Origin of the sequence: Kribbella sp. CA-245084 (assembly GCF_050942355.1) — a bacterium.
In the GTDB taxonomy this organism is placed as follows: Bacteria; Actinomycetota; Actinomycetes; order Propionibacteriales; family Kribbellaceae; genus Kribbella.
Map to the genome: position 1 here is coordinate 1,747,406 of NZ_CP192053.1, position 20,152 is coordinate 1,767,557.

General features: G+C 68.5%; 19 protein-coding genes. 13 read left to right on the top strand and 6 right to left on the bottom strand.

Annotated features, from left to right (window positions below; all coding sequences use genetic code 11):
* Positions 1-73 precede the first annotated feature (73 nt).
* The gene (locus ACQPYH_RS08610; RefSeq protein WP_432888810.1) at positions 74-2,989 is read left to right on the top strand and encodes a glycosyltransferase family 2 protein; all 2,916 of its coding nucleotides are present in this window, start codon (positions 74-76) and stop codon (positions 2,987-2,989) included.
* Positions 2,986-4,470 (top strand): DUF5719 family protein, encoded by a 1,485-nt coding sequence (locus ACQPYH_RS08615; protein WP_432888812.1) that lies wholly within the window; start codon positions 2,986-2,988, stop codon positions 4,468-4,470. Before ACQPYH_RS08610 ends, ACQPYH_RS08615 begins: the two co-directional genes overlap by 4 nt.
* Before the next feature lie 3 nt (positions 4,471-4,473).
* On the opposite strand, the gene ACQPYH_RS08620 is transcribed toward ACQPYH_RS08615, so the two are convergent.
* Positions 4,474-4,857, bottom strand: a complete 384-nt coding sequence (locus ACQPYH_RS08620) for a DUF3499 domain-containing protein (protein ID WP_130444453.1) — start codon at positions 4,855-4,857, stop codon at positions 4,474-4,476.
* A gap of 31 nt (positions 4,858-4,888) precedes the next feature.
* Between ACQPYH_RS08620 and ACQPYH_RS08625 the strand changes: the two genes are divergently transcribed.
* The 8 genes from ACQPYH_RS08625 (at position 4,889) to ACQPYH_RS08660 (ending at position 12,104) form a co-directional block, all read left to right on the top strand.
* The gene (locus ACQPYH_RS08625; RefSeq protein WP_432888814.1) at positions 4,889-5,335 is read left to right on the top strand and encodes a metallopeptidase family protein; all 447 of its coding nucleotides are present in this window, start codon (positions 4,889-4,891) and stop codon (positions 5,333-5,335) included.
* A 100-nt stretch (positions 5,336-5,435) separates the two neighbouring features.
* Complete coding sequence (locus tag ACQPYH_RS08630; RefSeq protein WP_432888816.1) at positions 5,436-6,524, top strand: Gfo/Idh/MocA family protein; 1,089 nt, start codon at positions 5,436-5,438, stop codon at positions 6,522-6,524.
* Complete coding sequence (locus tag ACQPYH_RS08635; protein ID WP_432888818.1) at positions 6,517-7,260, top strand: ThuA domain-containing protein; 744 nt, start codon at positions 6,517-6,519, stop codon at positions 7,258-7,260. The genes ACQPYH_RS08630 and ACQPYH_RS08635 overlap by 8 nt, the downstream gene beginning before the upstream one ends.
* A gap of 37 nt (positions 7,261-7,297) precedes the next feature.
* Positions 7,298-8,683 (top strand): phosphomannomutase/phosphoglucomutase, encoded by a 1,386-nt coding sequence (locus ACQPYH_RS08640; protein ID WP_432888820.1) that lies wholly within the window; start codon positions 7,298-7,300, stop codon positions 8,681-8,683.
* Positions 8,684-8,887, top strand: coding sequence for a Trm112 family protein (locus tag ACQPYH_RS08645; RefSeq protein WP_130444460.1), 204 nt, complete (start codon positions 8,684-8,686; stop codon positions 8,885-8,887). It abuts the gene before it with no gap.
* Between the two features lie 10 nt (positions 8,888-8,897).
* A complete protein-coding gene (locus ACQPYH_RS08650) occupies positions 8,898-9,974 on the top strand; it encodes an SIS domain-containing protein (RefSeq protein ID WP_432888822.1) in 1,077 nt (358 codons plus the stop codon).
* A complete protein-coding gene (gene manA, locus ACQPYH_RS08655; protein WP_432888824.1) occupies positions 9,968-11,122 on the top strand; it encodes a mannose-6-phosphate isomerase, class I in 1,155 nt (384 codons plus the stop codon). Before ACQPYH_RS08650 ends, manA begins: the two co-directional genes overlap by 7 nt.
* 22 nt (positions 11,123-11,144) lie before the next feature.
* Positions 11,145-12,104 carry a cation diffusion facilitator family transporter gene (locus ACQPYH_RS08660; protein WP_432888826.1) on the top strand — a complete coding sequence of 320 codons (960 nt, stop codon included), beginning with the start codon at positions 11,145-11,147 and terminating at the stop codon, positions 12,102-12,104.
* On the opposite strand, the gene ACQPYH_RS08665 is transcribed toward ACQPYH_RS08660, so the two are convergent.
* A complete protein-coding gene (locus ACQPYH_RS08665; protein WP_350848619.1) occupies positions 12,101-12,460 on the bottom strand; it encodes a MerR family transcriptional regulator in 360 nt (119 codons plus the stop codon). The genes ACQPYH_RS08660 and ACQPYH_RS08665 overlap by 4 nt on opposite strands.
* Before the next feature lie 109 nt (positions 12,461-12,569).
* On the opposite strand from ACQPYH_RS08665, the gene ahcY reads away from it, so the two are divergent.
* Entirely contained in the window at positions 12,570-14,006 is a 1,437-nt protein-coding gene (gene ahcY / locus ACQPYH_RS08670; RefSeq protein ID WP_432888828.1) for an adenosylhomocysteinase, read from the top strand.
* Positions 14,007-14,059: 53 nt separating this feature from the next.
* On the opposite strand, the gene ACQPYH_RS08675 is transcribed toward ahcY, so the two are convergent.
* A complete protein-coding gene (locus ACQPYH_RS08675; RefSeq protein WP_432888830.1) occupies positions 14,060-15,022 on the bottom strand; it encodes an RDD family protein in 963 nt (320 codons plus the stop codon).
* 73 nt (positions 15,023-15,095) lie between these two features.
* Between ACQPYH_RS08675 and ACQPYH_RS08680 the strand changes: the two genes are divergently transcribed.
* Positions 15,096-16,091 (top strand): stage II sporulation protein M, encoded by a 996-nt coding sequence (locus tag ACQPYH_RS08680; RefSeq protein WP_432888832.1) that lies wholly within the window; start codon positions 15,096-15,098, stop codon positions 16,089-16,091.
* 47 nt (positions 16,092-16,138) lie between these two features.
* Positions 16,139-16,888, top strand: a complete 750-nt coding sequence (locus tag ACQPYH_RS08685; protein ID WP_432888834.1) for a DUF1206 domain-containing protein — start codon at positions 16,139-16,141, stop codon at positions 16,886-16,888.
* Here ACQPYH_RS08685 and ACQPYH_RS08690 read toward each other — a convergent pair.
* The 3 genes from ACQPYH_RS08690 to ACQPYH_RS08700 are packed head-to-tail and all read right to left on the bottom strand — an operon-like array spanning position 16,878 to position 20,152.
* Positions 16,878-17,633: a DUF899 family protein gene (locus tag ACQPYH_RS08690; RefSeq protein WP_432888836.1), complete on the bottom strand. Its 756-nt coding sequence runs from the start codon at positions 17,631-17,633 to the stop codon at positions 16,878-16,880. The two genes, ACQPYH_RS08685 and ACQPYH_RS08690, sit on opposite strands and share 11 nt — an antisense overlap.
* Positions 17,634-17,672: 39 nt before the next feature.
* A complete protein-coding gene (locus ACQPYH_RS08695) occupies positions 17,673-19,259 on the bottom strand; it encodes an ABC transporter permease (protein WP_432888838.1) in 1,587 nt (528 codons plus the stop codon).
* Positions 19,256-20,152, bottom strand: coding sequence for an ABC transporter ATP-binding protein (locus tag ACQPYH_RS08700; RefSeq protein WP_432888840.1), 897 nt, complete (start codon positions 20,150-20,152; stop codon positions 19,256-19,258). The genes ACQPYH_RS08695 and ACQPYH_RS08700 overlap by 4 nt, the downstream gene beginning before the upstream one ends.

Sequence of the window (20,152 nt, forward strand, 5' to 3'; positions counted from 1 at the left end):
TGTATGGTGAGTCCTCGCTGGGACCTGCGGGTCTCGGTGACCGTCCGCAAGCATCGAGGTGTCACAGCTCCGCATGGAACAAGAAGCTCCGGCCGGCTGGGAATTCTTCGACTCCGTCGACTTCCCGACCGATCACATCGACGACCCGATGGGTCGCCCGCGGGTCCGGCATGTCGTCACCGCGGTGGTGGTGGGTCACGAGGGTGCGGCCTGGCTGCCACGACTGTCCGAGGCACTGTGGGCGCTGAACCCGCGACCGGACCGTCTGATCGCGGTCGACACCGGATCCACCGACGAGACCGCTGAGCTGCTCGCCGCGATGCCCGGCGTCGAGCCCGTCGTCAGCGTCTCGGCCCGGACCGGTTTCGGTGTGGCGGTCGCCCGCGGCCTCGAGGCACACGGCTTCGCGCCGATCCCGAGCGCCGTCGGTCCGTACGGCGATGACGGGCACATGCCCGTGGTCGAGTGGCTGTGGCTGCTGCACGACGACTGCGCGCCGGCGCCGAAGGCGCTGGAGAAATTGTTGCTTCAGGCCACAATGTCGCCGGCCACCGGCGTCTGGGGCCCGAAGCTGCGACTCTGGCCGCGCGACCGCGAGCTGCTCGAGGTCGGCGTCACCACGTCGCTCGGCGGCCGCCGCGACACCGGGATCGAGATCGGCGAGCTCGACCAGGGCCAGCACGACCAGCCGCGGAACGTACTGGCGGTCAGCTCGGCCGGCATGCTCGTCCGTCGCGACGTCTGGGAGGCGCTGCACGGTTTCGACCCGCGGCTGCCGATGTTCCGCGACGACATCGACTTCGGCTGGCGCGCCAGCCGCGCGGGGTACCAGGTCGGCGTCGCGCCCGACGCGGTCATCTACCACGCACAGGCCGCTGCGACCGGCGAGCGTGCGCTGGCCGGCACCAGGCGGCACGCGTACCAGCTGGACCGCGCGCATGCCTACTACACGGTTCTCGCGAACGCTCCCGGCAAGCTGCTCCCGCTGCTGATCCTGCGGTTCCTGTTCGGCGCGTTACTTCGCTCGATCTGGTTCCTGATCGGCAAGACGCCGTCAGGTGCTGTCGACGAGTGGACTGCGTTGCTGGGCACGCTGCTGGCCGGTGGCTGGACGCAGGCCCGCAAGAGCAGACGAAATCTCGACCAGGTCCCGTACGACCACATCAAGGGCCTGTTCTCCAGGTCGGTGCACGCACTGCGGCACAACCTGGAGGAGACGACCAGCACGATCTCCGAGCGGATCCGTGAAGCCTGGGCGGACGAGCCGGAAGAGCAGGTCGTCACCACTGCACGGCGCGCCAAGTCAACGGCCCGCGTGGCGGTCGACCAGCCGCGGTGGCGCCGTCAGCTGATCCGCCGGCCGTTCCTCGGCGCGTGGGTCGTGCTGGCGATCGGTGCGCTGATCGCTGCGCGCGATCTGATCGGCGGCGGGTTCCTCCGGTCCAACCTGCTTCTCCCGGCCCACGACAACCTCGCAGCTCTCTGGCACGCGGCAGCGTCCGCTCCTCCGGGAGTGACTCCGCCGGCCTGGCTGGCACAGCTGTCCGCCTTCTCGACAGTCATGTTCGGTCCGGACGGTGCGACGAACATCCTTCTGCTGGGCGCGGTTCCGCTGGCCGGTCTGGCTGCGTGGGTGATGCTGCGTTCGTTCGTCGTCGACCGCGTCGCGCGTGCGTGGGGCGCATCGGCGTACGGGCTGGCGGTGTTCACGAACGGCGCTATTTCGCAGGGGCGGCTCGGGACGTGCGTGGCAGCGATCGTGCTGCCGCTGCTCGGTGCCGCCGTACACACTGTTGCTCGGCGTCGGCGCGTGTACGTGCAGGGCAGCTGGCGGGCCGCGTGGTTCGCCGGGATCTGTCTGGCCGTGCTGTTCGCGTTCACGCCGGCGCTTGGTCTGCTGATCGCGGTCATTCTCGTGCTGGGCGCGGTGTTCGGGCTCGGCTGGCGTCGGCAGGGCAGGCAGTTGGTGTTCTCCGTCGTACTGGGGCTGCTGCTCGTTCTGCCGTGGACGATCGACCTGATCCAGCACCCGTCGAAGCTGGGCCAGGAGGCGGGCGGTCCGCCGACCGCTGCGGTCGGTCCGGGCGACAGCTTGCAACATCTGCTGACCGGTACGCCGGTTGGTGCGCCGGCGCCGTGGTGGTTCGCAGTACCGCTGATTCTGGTCGCGTTGGTCAGTCTGCTGCGTGAGTCTCGCCAGCGGTACGAACTGCTCGGCTGGTTCGCCGCACTGGCCGGTCTGGCCGCGACGCTGGTTGCCAGCCGTCTGGGTGGTGGCAGTGGGCCGTTGATGTTCCTGATGACTGCCGGCTGGATCATCGCCGTCACGGTTGCGTGGGACTCGGTCGGCAAGTCCACCGAGATCATCGTGCAGGGCGTGCTCGGCATCGTGTTGCTGACGACCGTCGTGACGGCGGGCTTCTGGCTGGTGCGGGGGACCGACGGTCCGTTGTGGAGCGGGCCTGCTCAGGACCTCCCGGCGTACCTGGTGTCTTCGCAGGATCCGCCGGAGAACCAGTCGATCCTGGTCGTGCGGAAGGCACCGGCCGGCCAGATGCGGTTCGCGCTGGTGAAGGACGGCGGACCGCGGATGGGTGCGCTGGAGGCGGCGCCGACCCCGGCGCAGAGCAAGCCGATCACCGATGTGCTCGCGACCCTGGGTGGTGGCGGTAGCGGTGAGGAAGGCCGGCAGTTGGCCGGTCTCGCGATCGACTACGTGTACCTGCCCGGTCCGGTGGACCCGACCCTTGCGTCAACGCTCGATTCGCTGCCCGGCCTGACCAGGGCCAGCGCGAACGACGGCGATGCCTCGTGGCTGGTGGACCGGTCGAAGATCGAAGGCAAGACGCCGTTGAACGACCAGACGCACACCATGTGGCGCATCCTCGGCCTGATCGGCTGGATCATCGCGCTGGTGTTCTGCCTGCCGACAGTTCGCCGGACGGTCGCCGTACCGCATGGCACCCACGCGAGGAGGGACCCGCGGTGAGCCGGTTGCTGTCCGACCCGCGCCTCCGGCTCGGGGCCGTCATCGCTGCCATGGCCGTCCTGGCCGGGATCGGCGTCGTCACGCATCCCAAGAAGCCCGACACGAGCCCTGCGGCCGCTGCGACCGAGCCGGCTCGCACAGTGGTGAACCGTACGGCGCTGTCGTGCCCTGTGCTCGCGGCCGGCGGCAAGATGTCCAGCGTGGTGAACGGTGTGTCGCCGACGCTGCCCGAAGGTACGCCGACTGCGTCGGGCAGTGCCCAACCGCTGACGATCGCTCCGCTGGCGGCCACGTCCAACCCGGTCGGTTCGATCTTGAAGCGCGGCTTCATCGGTTCGAGCGCTGTGGTCGTCAAGCCGGAGCCGCTGTCCATCCAAGGCACCGGTCCGCTCGCTGCCGGCACAGTCGGCACGAGCACGACGACCTCCGAGGACGGGGTGAACTCCGGTATGGCGAGCGTGCCGTGCCAGCAGCCCGGATCGGATTTCTGGTTCGTCGGCGCATCGGGGGCGAGTGATCGGCGCGACGTACTGATTCTCACGAACCTGGACAGCATCAACGCCGAGGTCAACGTCACCGTGTACGCGCGGAACGGTCAGCAGGACCTGCCCGCCGCACGCGGCATCGTCGTACCCGCCCATGGCACGTCCTTGCTGTTCCTCAAGCAGATCGCTCCGAACCTGCGGGACATCGCCATGCACGTGGAGTCGACCGGTGGTCGTGTGGCGGCCGCCGTACGTTCCAACGCGTCCACCGGGAACAGCGTGCCTGCTGGAGTGGACTGGCTGAACACCTCGGCGGCGCCTGCGACCAAGGTCTTCGTGCCCGCGGTCGCGCCAGGTGGCGGACTGCGGATCCTGTCGATCGCCAACCCGTCGGACCTCCAGGCGACTGCCAGCCTCAGCATCAACGGGCCGAACGGGTCGTTCAAGCCGGCCGGTCTCGAGACTGTGCAGGTTGCGGCCGGCTCGGTGAAGACGATCATGCTCGACCCGGTGCTGCACGGTGACCCCAGTGCGATCACTGTGACGTCGGATCAGCCGGTCACCGCCTCGATGCGGATGACGGACGCGGCCCGGACCGAGTTCGCGTCGATCGGATCGGCGGATGCGCTGACCGGTCCGGCGTACCTCGTGCTACCGGCGCACAAGCAGCCGGTCGTGCTGCAGGTGACCGCGCCGGGGAAGACCGGGAGCGTGAAGTTCGAGCTGCGCGACGCGGCCGGGCGGGCGATGATCACCCGCGCGCTCGACGTGGTCGGCGGTGCGACGTCGCAGGTCTCGTTCCCGGCGCAGCCGCGACCGACGTACCTGATGGTGCAGCAGACGCGAGGGACCGTGGTCGCCGGCGTCACGCTGATGCCGGCGGCGAAGCCGGCCAAGGACGACGTGGCGCAGGTGGCGGCGTGGCCGTTGACGACGTCGCTGGTGTTCCGTGCCCAGCTGGGTGCCCAGCCGGACGTGAGCGCCGCTCTGCGGTAGTTCTCAGCCTTCGGAGGTGTTCGCGCCGGGGTCCTGGAGCATCCGCAGGTGGCGGCGGCGGGCTATCTCGACTGGTGCTCCCGGCGTACCCGCTCCGGGCTCGCGGCGCGGCAAGGGGCGTGCGGCCTCGCGGACTGCGTTGGCCAGGGCTTCGAGGTCGTCGGAGGACGGACCGGCGGCGGCGGGGTCCGGAGCGAGCCGGATGACTTCCCAGCCGTTCGGAGCGGTCAGTCGGTCGGCGTGGTCCGCGCACAGGTCGTAGCAATGCGGCTCGGCGTACGTCGCGAGTGGACCGATGACACAGGTCGAGTCGGCGTAGACGTAGGTGAGCGTCGATACGGCAGGTTTCTGACACCCGGCGCGCGAACAGATCCTGGCGATGCTCACGCACAGACGTTACCCCCACTAGGCTGAGCGCGTGACCGAGGCTCGCCGTCATCGCAGGCACATCGACCGCCATGGCCGCGGCATGCTCGGCCCGATCAGCCGGCCGAGCAAGTTCGCGCCGCGCGGTCTGCCGCTGCAGCGGTCGGCCGCGGCCCAGTTCGACGAGGTTGTCGCGATCGAGGTGACCCGGCTGGAGAAGCGCCTGCCGCAGGTGGTCGCGCGGGTCGAGTTCGCGATCGAGGACGTGCCGAACCTCGATCTGGACGCCACCGAGATCCCGCTCACCCACGCCACCGGCGGCACCTCCCACGAGCCGTACCGGATCGTCGTCTTCCGCCGCCCGATCGAGCTCCGCGCCGAACGGTCCGGCTCCGGCCTGTCCTGGCTGGTCCGCAGCGCGCTCGTCCTGGAGTTGGCCGACGTCCTCGCCCTCTCTCCGGAGCAGATCGACCCCGACTTCGACGCCGACGACGACTGACACAGCCCCATGACACCCCTCTCCCGGCGGTGTTCGAACGTGTTCCGTAGTGTGGGAAGGGGTTTGTGTCCGTCGTTGTCATCGGGAGAGGATCGTATTTGTGAACGATCAAAGACTGCGGGTCGGAGTTGTCGGGCTGGGCTTTGCCGGGCGGACGGCGCTGGAGGCGTTCTCCGAGCTGCCCGATGTCGAGGTGGTCGCGCTGGCGGGCCTCGAGAAGGACATCCTGACCAGCCTGGGTGAGAAGCACGGCGTACCGCATCTGTACGAGAAGTGGGAGGACCTGCTCGAGACCGAGGGCCTGCAGGCGGTCAGCATCGGTACGCCGACGCAGCTGCACGCGCCGATTGCTCTCGCGGCGCTGGCGAAGGGCCTGCACGTCCTGTCCGAGAAGCCGCTGGCGCGGACCGTCGCCGAGGGTACGGCGATGGTCGAGGCGTCCAAGGCGGCCGGGCGGGTGCTCAAGGTGGTGTTCAACCACCGCGAGCGCGGTGACGTGATCGCGCTCAAGCACCAGATCGACGAGGGTCAGCTCGGCCGGATCTACTACGCGAAGGCGCACTGGATGCGCCGCAACGGCATCCCCGGGATGGGCGGCTGGTTCACCAACCGGGAGTTGTCCGGCGGCGGTCCCCTGATCGACCTCGGCGTGCACATCCTCGACATGGCGCTGCACCTGCTGGGCGAGCCGCAGGTGACGACGGTGTCGGCGAACACGTTCGCCGAGCTGGGGCCGCGCGGCCGGGGCAGCTCGAGTACGCCGGACCGCCCGACCGTGGACACGCTCGGCTCGAAGTTCGAGGTCGAGGACCTGGCCACGGCGTACCTGCGGCTGCAGGGCGGCGGGGCGCTGCAGCTCGAGACGAGCTGGGCGACGTACCGGGCGCCGGGAGACAACTTCGGTATCGAGCTGTTCGGCACCGAGGGCGGCGCCAAGATCGACGTGCAGAACTACACCACCGAGGACACGCTGCGGATCTTCACCGATGTCGCCGGCGTCGCCGCCGAGGTGAAGCCCGCGACCGGCGCGGGGCTCGGCCACCGTGGCGTGGTGCGGGAGTTCGTCCGGATCGTGAAGTCCGGCGAGTGGGAAGGGCAGAACGGGTCCGAGGCGCTGCTGCGGACCGAGGTCATCGACGCCTGCTACGCCTCGGCGAAGGCGGGACGAGAGGTTGTGCTGCATGACTGATCCGATTCGCGTCACCGTCTGGGGCGAGAACGTCCACGAGAGCCGCGACGAGTCCGTGCGCAAGGTCTACCCCGACACCATGCACGGCACGATCGCGGCCGCGCTGCGCGCCAAGCTGGGCGCGGACGTCGTCGTACGCACCGCCACGCTGCAGGATCCGGACCACGGTCTGACCGAGGAGGTGCTCGCGGACACCGACGTACTCACCTGGTGGGGGCACGCCGCTCACGGTGACGTCGACGACGCGATCGTCGAGCGGGTCCAGCAGCACGTGCTGTCCGGCATGGGCCTGATCGCGCTGCACTCCGCGCACTTCAGCAAGATCTTCATCAAGCTGATGGGTACGACGTGCTCGCTCGACTGGCGCGCCGAGAACGACCGCGAGCTGATCTGGACGGTCGCGGCCGGCCACCCGATCGCGCAGGGCATCCCGCACCCGCTGGTGATCGAGCGCGAGGAGATGTACGGCGAGCTGTTCGACATCCCGCAGCCGGACGAGCTGGTCTTCGTCAGCTCGTTCACCGGCGGCGAGGTGTTCCGCTCCGGCTGCTGCTACCGGCGTGGCCAGGGCCGGGTCTTCTACTTCCGCCCCGGTGACCAGGAGTACCCGACGTACCACCAGGACGAGGTCCAGCAGATCCTCGCCAACGCCGCCAAGTGGGCCGCGCCGGTCGTCCCGCGCCAGCTGCCGACGGTGCACCACCGCAAGGACATCGGCTGGTTCGAGAAGGCCTGAAATACAGGTTCGTGCGTGGGCCGGATAGGGTCCACGCATGGTTGACGTTGCGGCGATCTTCAAGGCGTACGACGTGCGTGGGGTCGTCCCGGACCAGTTGGACGAATCGGTGGCCCGGGCGACCGGCGCCGCGTTCGTCGAGGTCCTGGACGTCCTCGCGGGTCCGGGGGCGGTCGTGATCGGGTACGACATGCGACCGTCCAGCCCGGGCCTGGCGGCTGCATTCGCGGAGGGGGTGACCAGCACCGGCGCGGATGTAATCGACATCGGCCTGGCCTCCACCGACCAGTTGTACTTCGCGTCCGGCCGGCTCGACCTGCCCGGGGCGATGTTCACGGCGAGCCACAACCCGGCGAAGTACAACGGCATCAAGATGTGCCGCGCGGGCGCTGCCCCGGTCGGCGCCGACTCCGGTCTGCGCGACATCGCCGACCTGGTCGCGAAGGCCCTGACCGAAGGCCCGGCGACTGCCTCGACATCGGGACATGTGACCCACAAGGACCTGCTGACGGCGTACGCCGATCACCTGCACGACCTGGTCGATCTCAGCGACATCCGTGCGCTGACCGTGGTCGTCGACGCCGGCAACGGCATGGGCGGCCACACCGTCCCGGCGGTCTTCGCCAAGGGGCCGGTGACGATCATCCCGATGTACTTCGAGCTCGACGGCAACTTCCCGAACCACGAGGCGAACCCGCTCGACCCGAAGAACCTGGTCGACCTGCAGGCCAAGGTCCGCGAGACCGGAGCCGACCTGGGGCTCGCGTTCGACGGCGACGCCGACCGCTGCTTCGTGGTGGACGAGAAGGGCGACCCGATCTCGCCGAGCGCGATCACCGGCGCGGTCGCCGTACGGGAGCTGGCCAAGCACCCGGGCTCGACGATCCTGCACAACCTGATCACGTCGAAGGCCGTTCCGGAGCTGATCACCGAGCACGGCGGCGTCCCGGTCCGGACCCGGGTCGGGCACTCGAACATCAAGCAGAAGATGGCCGAGACCGACGCGGTGTTCGGCGGCGAGCACTCCGCGCACTACTACTTCCGCGACTTCTGGCGGGCCGACACCGGCATGCTGGCCGCGCTGCACGTGCTGGCCGCGCTGGGTGAGCAGGACAGGCCGGCCAGCGAACTGTTCGCCGAGTACGAGCGGTACGTCGCGTCCGGCGAGATCAACAACAAGGTCGCGGACGCGGCGGCGACGGTCGCGGCGATCGAAGATACGTATTCTGGCCTCCAAGGCGTGACCGTCGACCATCTGGACGGGTTGACCGTGTCGGCGGGACAGTGGTGGTTCAACGTCCGTGCGTCGAACACGGAACCGTTGCTGCGGCTGAACGTCGAGGCCTCGGACCGGTCGGAGATGGAACGTGTCCGTGACGAAGTACTGGCCCTGATCACCGGCGCATCGGTGGAGGAGAACTGAATGGCAGTCAATCTGGACCCGGACCTGCTGAGCATCCTGGTCTGCCCGAAGTGCCGGTCGGAGTTCCGCGTGGACGACGAGGCGAACGAGCTCGTCTGCACGAACGCGTCGTGCGCGCTGGCGTACCCGGTGCGTGACGACATCCCGGTGCTGCTGATCGACGAAGCCCGGGACACCAGGGAAACGGCCGCGACAGAGAGCTGACGGAGAGCTGATGAGCGTCTTCGACGACACCCGACTGGACGACCCGGCCGCCCTCGAGGCGGCAGACCACCTGCTCCGCCGCCTGGCCATGGCCGGCGCCCGGATCCGGGCCGAGCTGGAGGCCTCCGCCGACGTGCTGTCCGCAGTGGAGTCCGACGGCTTCCGGCCGCGGGCAGTGGTCGCGGCCGGCCGGGATGCGCGGCTGGTGCGGGCTGTGCTCGAGCCGGTCTGCCCGGTGCCTTTCCTGGCCTGGCCTGGTCCGGGGCTGCCCGGCTGGGCCGGTCCGCTGGACCTGGTGGTCGTGCTGGGCGGTGCCGCCGAGGACTCGGACGCGGTGTCGGCCGCCGGCGAAGCGGTACGCCGCGGTTGCGGGCTGATGGTGGCTGCGCCGGAGGACTCCCCGGTGGCGATCGCGTCGGCCGGTCTCCGGCACGCGATCCGGCTGCCGTCCCAGTCGGACGACCAGCTGGCTGCGGCTGTCGCAGTACTGCAGGCGCTGCACCAGATGGACCTGGGGCCGGAGGTGGACTACAAGGCTGTTGCGGCGCTGCTGGACGACGTAGCCATCGACTGCTCGCCCAACAACGACGTTGCCTCCAACCCGGCGAAGGACCTCGCTCTGGTGCTGGCGGACGCGTTGCCGCTGGTCTGGGGCGGCTCTGTTCTGGCTGCGCGTGCTGCTCGCCGCGTGGTCGAGGCGCTGCGGCTGGCCAGTGGCCGGCCGGCGCTGGCGGCTGACGCGGGCCATCTACTGCCGGTGCTCAACCAGCCGCCGCGGGACCTGTTCGCGGACCCGTTCGACAAGCCGGCGGAGCTCCGGCCGGCGCTGATCATCCTCGACGACGGTATCGAGGAGGCCGGCGTCGCCGAGCACCGCCGCAAGCTGGAGTCCAAGGCGGAGGCCCACGACGTTCGCGTGCACACGATCACGCAGGCCAACGGCACGGACGTCGCGCGGTACGCCGCTCTGACCCAGCAGGGCCGGTACGCCGCGGCGTACCTCGGGATCGGCCTCGGGCGGCGCGGTATGCCGACCGTGGACGACCCGGCGGGGTCGGGGAACCCCTCGGAGGACCTGGCGTGGTAGTTCCGCTGCAGAACACGATCCGCGACTACGCATGGGGCTCGGAGACCGCGCTCGCCGAGTTGCTCGGGGTGGCGCCGGACGGCAAACCCCAGGCCGAGATGTGGATGGGCGCGCATGAGTCCGCGCCGTCAGTTCTGCCGAACGGCGACACGCTGTACGACGTTGTGTCCGACGACCCAGCTGCCGTGCTGGGGGAGGAGACGGCCGAGCGGTTCGAGGGCCGGTTCCCGTTCCTGGCCAAGCTGCTCGCGGCCGGGCAGCCGTTGTCGATCCAGGCGCATCCCTCCCGCGACCAGGCGATCGACGGGTACGAGCGGGACGAGGCGGCCGGGATTCCCCGCGACGCCGCGGACCGGAACTACAAGGACGCCTGGCCGAAGCCGGAGATCCTGATCGCTTTGGGGCCGTTCGACGCGCTGGTGGGCTTCCGTCCGCTGGACCGGACGATCGCGCTGCTCGAGGCGCTGGCGCCGGCCGGCTTCGGTGAGCTGACCGATCAGCTGCGGGACGGGAAGCTCCGGGAGGCGTTCACCGACTTCATGAGTGCCGACCGCGACGCGATCCGTCCGCTGGTCGGTGCGCTCGGCGAGGCGGTCGCGCAGTACGTCGGGGACGCGTTCGAGCTGGAGCGGGAGACGCTCTCGAAGCTGTGCGCGGACTTCCCGGACGATCCCGGCGTACTCGCGGCATTGCTGCTGAACCGGGTGCGGCTGGAGCGGTTCGACGCGGTGTACCTGCCGGCGGGCAACGTGCACGCGTATCTGCACGGGCTGGGGTTCGAGGTGATGGCGAACTCGGACAACGTGTTGCGCGGCGGGCTGACGCACAAGCACATCGACGTACCGGAGCTGGTTTCGGTGGTCGATTTCGAGCCGCTGGACAACCCGGTGCTGACCGCCTCGGAGGCCGGTGTCTACGAGACGGGTTGTGAGTACTTCGCTATCCACCGGGTCGAGCTGGACGGTGGCGAGCGGGTCGTGGAAGGTGTCGGTCCGCGGATCGTGTGCTGTGTGGCGGGGACGATCGATGCTGGGGGCAAAGAATCTGCTGTGACGTTGTCCGCGGGCCGGTCCGCGTTCGCCGCGGGACCCGAAGGACCCTGTATCTTGCGTGGTTCCGGTACGGCTTTCGTCGTATCGGCACGCTGATTTCACGGAGGACCTGAACACCATGGCTGGTGGCGGAAACAAGGCCGTTGTCGCGGCTTTGCTGGCGAACACCGGGATCGCGGTCACCAAGTTCGCCGCCTGGGCCCTGACCCAGTCGGCGTCGATGCTGGCCGAGGCGATCCACTCGCTCGCCGACGCGGGCAACCAGGTGCTGTTGCTGGTCGGCAGCCAGCGGGCCAAGCGGTCCGCGGACGAGCTGCACCAGTTCGGGTTCGGCCGGGAGCGGTACGTCTACTCGTTCATCGTGTCGATCGTGCTGTTCAGCGTCGGCGGTCTGTTCGCGCTGTACGAGGGCTACCACAAGGTGCACGACCCGCACGGGATCGACAACTGGAAGTGGGTCCCGATCGCGGTGCTGGTGCTCGCGATCCTGATGGAGAGCTTCTCGTTCCGGACCGCGATCGTCGAGGCGAACAAGATCCGCGGACACGTGCCGTGGGTCCGTTTCGTCCGCAACGCCCGCGCGCCGGAGCTGCCGGTCATCCTGCTGGAGGATTTCGCCGCGCTCACCGGTCTGGTGCTGGCGCTGATCGGCGTCGTCCTGACGCTTGCCACCGGCAACGGTGTGTTCGACGGTCTGGGGTCGATGGCGATCGGCGCGCTGCTGGTCTGCGTGGCGATCTTCCTCGCGATCGAGATGAAGTCGCTGCTGCTCGGCGAGTCCGCGACCAGCGAGTCCCAGGCGAAGATCGTCGCGGCGATCGAGAGCACCCCGGGCGTGCAGAAGCTGATCCACATCAAGACCCTGCACCTCGGCCCTGAGGAGGTCCTGGTCGCCGCCAAGGTCGGCGTCGAGCCGACCACCGATGCGGCGGTCGTGGCCGAGACGATTGACGCGGCCGAACGCGCGATCCGTGCCGCCGAGCCGATGAGTCAGCACATCTACCTCGAGCCCGACGTCTACCAGGAGAACCACGTCCCCGACGAGCGCCCCGCCGTCCCCGAGGCCCCCTCGCACTAGCGAGGCTTCGGTGGCAGCACACCCGACCGACCTAGCCATCTGAGGGCGCGGTCGCGGTCGATCTGGGCCTGGGTCGGGGGTGCGGTGAGGCGGCCGGTGCGGTAGCCGAGGTTGCGGATGTCGGCGGCCACGGAGGGCTCGGCGAGGGCCCGCAGCGCGAACGCCAGCGCGGCCGGCGTCACGTCGTACCGGCGTTCGAGGTCGAGCGCGAGCTGCACGGCGGCCAGGTCGCGGTCGTCGTACTGGCGCTGGGCCGTGTGCTCGGACCGAGACCGTGGGAGCAACCCGAGCGCCTCCCGGTAGCGCAGCATGCGTGGAGTGGTACCCAGCTGGCGAGCGGCCTCGGTGATGCGCATATCTCAATCTTGACATTTCGGTGTCAAAATCGCGCCCGGAGCGATCAAACCGCGTGGCTCGCCCCTCTAGGCTCAGGCAGGTACCAATCACAGTCTTCAGGGGAGCGGCATGACCTTCGACTACAAGGTGGCGGATCTCGGCCTGGCCGAGTTCGGGCGCAAGGAGATCCGGCTGGCCGAGCACGAGATGCCCGGCTTGATGGCGATGCGCAAGCAGTACGGCGACAGCAAGCCGCTGTCCGGGGCCCGGATCATGGGCTCGTTGCACATGACGATCCAGACCGCGGTGCTGATCGAGACGCTGATCGCTCTGGGCGCCGAGGTGCGCTGGGTCTCCTGCAACATCTTCTCCACCCAGGACCACGCCGCGGCTGCGGTCGTCGTCGGCCCGAACGGCTCGGCCGACGCCCCCGCCGGTGTCCCGGTGTTCGCCTGGAAGGGCGAGACGCTGGAGGAGTACTGGTGGTGCACCGAGCAGGCCTTGAAGTGGCCCGGTGAAGAAGGCCCGAACATGATCCTGGACGACGGCGGCGACGCCACCATGCTCGTCCACAAGGGCACCGAGTTCGAGAAGGCCGGCGCTGTGCCGGACCCGTCGACCGCGGACTCCGAGGAGTACGCCGTCGTACTGTCGCTGCTGACCCGCACGCTGCGCGAGGAGCCGCAGCTGTGGACCACCATCGGTCAGGGCATCAAGGGTGTCACCGAGGAGACCACCACCGGCGTGCACCGGCTGTACGAGATGCACAAGGCCGGCGCGCTGCTGTTCCCGGCGATCAACGTGAACGACTCGGTGACCAAGTCGAAGTTCGACAACAAGTACGGCTGCCGGCACTCGCTGATCGACGGCATCAACCGCGCGACCGACGTCCTGATCGGCGGCAAGGTCGCGGTCGTCTGCGGGTACGGCGATGTCGGCAAGGGCTGCTCGGAGTCGCTGCGCGGCCAGGGCGCCCGGGTGATCGTGACCGAGATCGACCCGATCTGCGCGCTGCAGGCCGCGATGGACGGCTACCAGGTGAGCACGATGGACGACGTCGTCGGGATCGGCGACATCTTCGTCACCACCACCGGCAACAAGGACGTCATCACCGCCGACCACATGGCGGCGATGAAGCACCAGGCGATCGTCGGCAACATCGGCCACTTCGACAACGAGATCGACATGGCCGGCCTGTACAAGACCGCCGGCGTCGAGCGGATCAACATCAAGCCGCAGGTCGACGAGTTCCGGTTCGCGGACGGCCACACGATCATCGTGCTGTCCGAGGGCCGCCTGCTGAACCTGGGCAACGCGACCGGCCACCCGTCGTTCGTGATGTCGAACTCGTTCACCAACCAGGTCCTGGCCCAGATCGAGCTCTTCGTGAAGACGGCGGAGTACCCGACCGACGTCTACGTGCTGCCGAAGCACCTGGACGAGATGGTCGCCCGCCTCCACCTGGACGCGCTGGGCGTGAAGCTGACCGAGCTCTCCAAGGAGCAGGCGGCGTACCTCGGCGTACCGGTCGAAGGACCGTACAAGTCGGAGCACTACCGCTACTGATTCCCCCCCACAGCAAGCGCCCCACAGGTCTTCCTGTGGGGCGCTTCGCTTTGTCAGGACCACCCGGCTTCGTTGCTGCCTGGGGCGGCCCAGCCTTGGGGGTTCACGGTGGCTGGGCGAGGTCCTGGGGGTGGCGGGGGCGGGATGAACGGACTCGGCGCCGGCACGGGGGCCTGTGCGCCGTACGGGCTGGGTGGGGTGAAGGGTCCGGCTGGGATCGCGTACGACGGGTTCGCGAAGGGGCCGGTCTGCGTCGTGCGGTGGGTGGAGAGGCGGATGAGTTCGCGGCGGCGGCGTTCGGCCAGGATCGCGGAGAGGTACGCGGGGGCGATGATCGGCACTGGTGGGGCAGGGGCTGTTACGGCGGACATGCGGGCGGCCAGTGCTTCGCCGAGAGCGATCTGGGGGCCGGGGAGGAGCTCGGTGTAGCGGGCCAGGTAGTCGCGGGCGGAGTTGGCCAGGTCGTCGGACAGGCGGGAGAGCTCCAGCGACTGCGCCCACTGGACCAGCTGGCCGGGGACGAACAGCGGCGGTGACGCCATCGGCTGGTGGCGCTCGCGGATGACGACCGTACCGGCGACCATGTCACCGAACCGCTTGCCCTGCTTGTTCATCAGGCTCGCCACGATCCCCGGACACGCCGCGAACCACGGCGCGAAGTCGACGAAGAACCACATCAGCGTCCGCACCAGCGCGTGCCGGAACCGGATCGAGCTGCCGTCGTCGCGGACCACCTTCAGCCCGAGCACCATCTTGCCGATCGTCCGCCCGCGGGTCAGCGTCTCCATCAGGACCCGATAGCCGACCGCGACGAGCAGTACGACGATGAAGATCAGCGCGACCGCCAGCGCCTCGCTGGACTCGCCCCCGAGCAGGAACCCCGCCAGCAACGAGACGATCACGACCAGTACGACGCCCTGCAGCGCCACGTCGATCGCACAGGCCAGCGCCCGCGTCGGCATCCGGGCGATCCGCACCTGGAGGACGACCGCTTCGCCGGTGACCAGCTGAGACACGTCGTCGCCCCCTCCTGCCTAGACACTGCGTCCGGCTAGTCTGCCAGCAGTCGGGGTGGAGGAGGGGGTAGCTGTGGACGTCGAAGCGTTCGTATCGGTGCATCAACCGCAGTGGGACCGCCTTGCCTACCTGACTCGCCGCCAGCGCCGCCTGTCCGGTGCGGAGGCCGAAGAGCTGGTCGTCCTCTACCAGCGTGTCGGCACCCACCTGGCCGCGCTGCGGGCTGCCGGCGCGGATCCGGTGTCGATCGGTCGTCTCTCCGGCCTGATCGCTGACGCTCGTGGTGCGGTGACCGGTGCGCAGGCTCCTGTCTGGCGCGACATCTCGAAGTACTTCCTGGTGAGCTTCCCGGCGGCGCTGTACGCCTCCAGACGCTGGTGGCTCACCATCGGTCTGCTCTTCTACCTGGTGGTGGCCTGGACGGCCTGGCGAGTGCTGGCGCATCCGGAGGTGATCGACTCCATCGGTACGCCGGACCAGATCAAGCAGCTCGTGGAGCACGATTTCGAGTCGTACTACTCGGACAACCCGGCGCAGGACTTCGCGCTCCGGGTCTGGATCAACAACGCGACTCTTAGTGCCGCCGTACTCGCGCTGGGCATTCTCCTGGTCCCGTCCGTCTTCATCCTGTGGGACAACGCGATCAACCTCGGTCTGAGCGCCGGTCTGATGATCGGCCACGACAAGGGCGGCCTGTTCTTCAGTCTGATCGCGCCGCACGGTCTGCTCGAGCTGACCGCGGTGTTCGTCGCCACCGCCGCCGGACTGCGTCTCGGCTGGTCCTGGGTCGCTCCCGGTCCCCGCACTCGAATGCACGCCGTCGCCCAGACCGGACGCGCCACGATCGGTATGGCGATCGGTCTGGCCGCAGTACTCCTCGTAACCGGTCTGATCGAGGGCTTCGTGACACCGTTCCTGCCGGCACCGGTCCGCGTGACGATCGGCATCCTCGTCGAGCTGGCGTTCTTCATCTACGTCTGGACCCTCGGCCGCCGCGCCTATCGTCACGGTGAGTACGGCGACATCGACGAAGCAGACCGGGAAGCCAGCGCACCTGTCTCCGCCTGATCGGTTTCCCGTATGGGCACCGGGTGAGGGTGAGGATGGACCAGGAAGTGAGGCACAGCCGTGCGTACGGCGTGGCGATCACCGTCGGCCTGATGGCCTACGGAGTCGTCTACCTGCTGATCGCATGGATCGCGCTGCAACTCGCGTGGGGCCAGTCGTCCCAGGAGGCGTCGCAGCAGGGAGCACTGCAGGAACTGGCAGGCAAACCGCTCGGCGGGATCCTGCTGTGGGTTGTCGCGATCGGATTGTTCGCGCTGGTCCCCTGGCGCGTGCTGCAGCTGGTGTACGGCCACCTTGACCTCGAGCACAAGCTTTCCGCGATCGGCCGCGCGGCTGTCTACATAGTCCTCGGCATCAGCGCAGTCAAGGTCGCCATCGGCTCCGGGAGCTCCAGCACGAGTCAGCAGCAGTCGCTCTCCGCCCGCGTCATGCAGCACGGAGCGGGCCGGGTGCTGATCGTCGTGATCGGGATCGGGATCATCGCCGTCGGTGCACGTCAGTTGCACAAGGCGATCACGAAGAAGTTCACCGAGGACCTGATCGGCGGCGTCTCCGAAGTCACCATCCTGCTGGGCCGGATCGGGTACGCCGCGAAGGGCGTGGCGTTCGCGGTCGTCGGCGTACTGTTCGGCTGGGCCGCGATCAGCTACGACCCGAAGAAGGCGGGCGGCCTCGATACGGCGTTGCGCACGATCAAAGGCCAGCCGTTCGGTTCGGTACTGCTGACCGTTCTGGCGCTCGGGCTCGCCGCCTTCGGCCTGTACTGCTTCAGCTGGTCCCGCAACGCTAAGAAGTGAGATCGTCGGAGCGGCCGGCCTCGATCCGCGACCACTGCGAGGTCGGCCGGCCGTCGATGGTCTTCGGCAACACCGGGTCTTCTAGCGCCCACTGCTTGGGCCAGCCGACCGGCGAGTCCTCGAACGGCTCCTGGCGTCCGTAGACCGTCAGGTCCATCAGCGCGTAGTTGTTGTCCATCACCTCGACGCCGCGCATGGTCGTCCAGTTCGTCTCGAAGACGCGGTCGCCCTGACGTACGTACGAGATCAGGTACATCTGCCCGATGTTCCGCCCGACCAGCAAGCGCTCCAGCGATCCGACACCGGAGTACCAGGGCATCGTCCAGCCCATGAAGTCGCGGTACGCGCGGCTCTCGGCGTACGGGCCTTGGGCGAAGACGGCGAACGTGATGTCGCGCGAGTGCAGGTACGAGATCTCCTGCACCTGTCCTGTGCACCAGGTGCAGCCCTGGCACTGTTCTTCGGCCGGATGGCCTGTGTGCCACATGAAGTAGTAGGCGAGGAGTTGCTTGCGGCCTTCGAATGCTTCGAGCAGGGTGACCGGACCGTTCGGCCCGGTCACCGTGATGCTCGCGTCGACCTCGACCATCGGAAGCCTGCGTCGCTGGGCCGCAATCGCGTCTGCTTCGTGCGTGTGTGCCTTCTCCCTGGCGCGCAGTTGATCAAGGTCCGCGTCGAACGTTGCTCGATCCACCACCGGCGGGAGTGCCGTGCTGTCGTGAACTGCTCGTTCGTGTTGTCTCATACCGGCCACGTCGGAGCCGGTACCCCGTTCTCGACATGGTCAGGCAGGAAGATCGCGCCGCCGCAGCCCGACCAGGCCCGCGAAGCCCACGATGATTGCGATGGCCAGCAGGGTGATCAGCGGGCCGGCCGACACCGATCCACCCGGTAGCGACGGGAGGTGGGTGAACGGCGAGATGTTGCGGATCCAGCCGGCTGTGGCGACACCCGCACTCACCAGGCCGATCAGAATGCAGACAGTTGGTCCGGCCCACGAGATCATCGACGCCTGCGGGAAGAACCCGAAGATCGCGATGGCGATCGCGGCCAACACCCAGACGGCCGGGAGTTGTGCGAGCGCCGCGCCGATCAGCCGCGGCAGTTGCCCGCCGACGTCGCCGATCGCGACGCCGTACGCAAGACCTTCGGCCACACCTGCCGCCAGCAACGCAACCGCCGGCCCGAGCAGGCTGAAGACCAGATGACTCGCGGCCCACTGCCAGCGACTCGTCGCGGTTGCCAGCACGGGCTCGGCTCGCCCGCTGCTTTCCTCGACGCGCATCCGCAGCGTGGCCTGTACGGCGTACGCCGACGCGATCAACCCGACCAGCGTCATCACGCCGGCCAGGAACGAGTCGATCAAGCCGGCCGACCCGCCCATCCGCTGGAACATCTCCTGGATGGTCGGATCGTCCTTCATCATGTCGCCGACGCCCTTGGCCACACCGCCGAACAACAAGCCCAGCAAGGCGAATCCGACCGTCCATGCGAGGAGCAGACCGCGGTGCAACCGCCACGCGAGTGCGAGCGGCGTACCGAGGGTCCCGTCCGCCGGGCCGAGCTTGTCCGGCAACAGGCCGGAGCCGATGTCCCGTTTGGTTGCGAGAACGACGGCGGTCGTCGTGAGCGCGATGGTTGCCGCTAGCAATATGACGGCCAGCCACCAACGGTTCTCGGCGTACGGGTGGATCTGTTGCGCCCACGAGATCGGCGACAGGTACGACAACCAGGCGAGCGGTCCGTCCGTGTGTGCGCTGGTGTCGCCGGCCGCTCGTAGTACGTAGGCGCCGCCGAGCACGCCGATCGCGATCCCGCGCGCCGTACCTGCACTGGCCGTCAGCTGTGCCGCCACCGCGCCAACTGCTGCGAAGAACCAGCCGGTGCTGGCATAAACGAGGCCAATAGCAACGGATCCTGCTGCCGGTAGGTTCTGGCTGTGCATGCCTAGGGCAAGCAGTGCTCCTAGTGTCAGGTTTGCGCCGAAGACTGTTGCCAGCGCGGCCGCGAGTTGTGCGTGCCTGCCGATGACAGTTGCTCCGAGCAACTCGCGACGTCCGGTCTCCTCTTCGACGCGGGTGTGCCGGATCACCGTGAGCAGGCTGATCAGCCCGACCATCACCGGTACGAATCCGAGTCGCCAGGTGACGAATTCGCCGAGGCTGGACCCGGACAGTTCGCCGTACAGGGTGATGAAGCCGGCGTTGCTCGCGTACTTGATTCGGGAGTCCGGCGTCGGGAACAGATCGCCGTACTCCTTCACATAGCTGACCGAGATCGCCACCAGCAGCACGATCCACAACGGCAGCACGATCCGATCGCGGCGCAGGATCAGCCGGATCAGTCCGCCGGTACCCGCCAGGTTCTTCATTTCACGGCCTCGGGTTCGTACAGCCGCAGGAACAGCTCCTCCAGCGACGGCGGCTGGCTCACCAGACTCCGTACGCCGATCTCCGTCAAACGTCGCAGTACCGGGTTGATCTCGTCCGTGTCGACGTCGAACTGGATTTTGCCGTCGTTCTCCTTGAGATCGTGTACGCCGGTCAGCTGGGCCAGGCCGTTCATCGGTCCGACCAGCTCGGCCTGGATCGACGTACGCGTGAGATGCCGCAGCTCGGACAGCGTGCCGCTCTCGACCGCACGGCCGGCCCGGATGATCGTGACCCGATCGCAGAGTGCCTCAACCTCGGACAGGATGTGGCTGGACAGCAGAACCGTCCGGCCGTCACGGTCGCTGATCTCCTGCACAACCTCGCGGAACACTTCCTCCATCAACGGGTCCAGGCCGCTCGTCGGCTCGTCGAGCAGCAGCAGCTCGACGTCGGAGGCGAACGCGGCGACCAGGGCGACCTTCTGGCGATTGCCCTTCGAGTACGCGCGGGCCTTCTTCCGCGGGTCCAGGTCGAAGCGCTCGAGCAGCTCTGCCTTGCGCTTCTTGTCGATCCCGCCGCGCATCCGGCCGAGCAGGTCGATCGCCTCGCCGCCGGACAGGTTCGGCCAGAGCGTCACGTCACCGGGAACGTAGGCTAGGCGGCGATGCAGGTCGGTCGCGTCCGACCAGGGATCGCCGTCGAGGACCCGCGCCGTCCCCTCGTCCGCGCGGGTCATGCCCAGCAGGATGCGAATGGTGGTGGTCTTCCCCGCGCCGTTCGGGCCGAGGAACCCATGTACCTCACCGGTTCGCACCGTGAGGTCGAGACCGTCCAGGGCAAAGGTCCGCCCGAACGACTTGACCAGACCTTCCGTGCTGATCGCAGCCGGCAT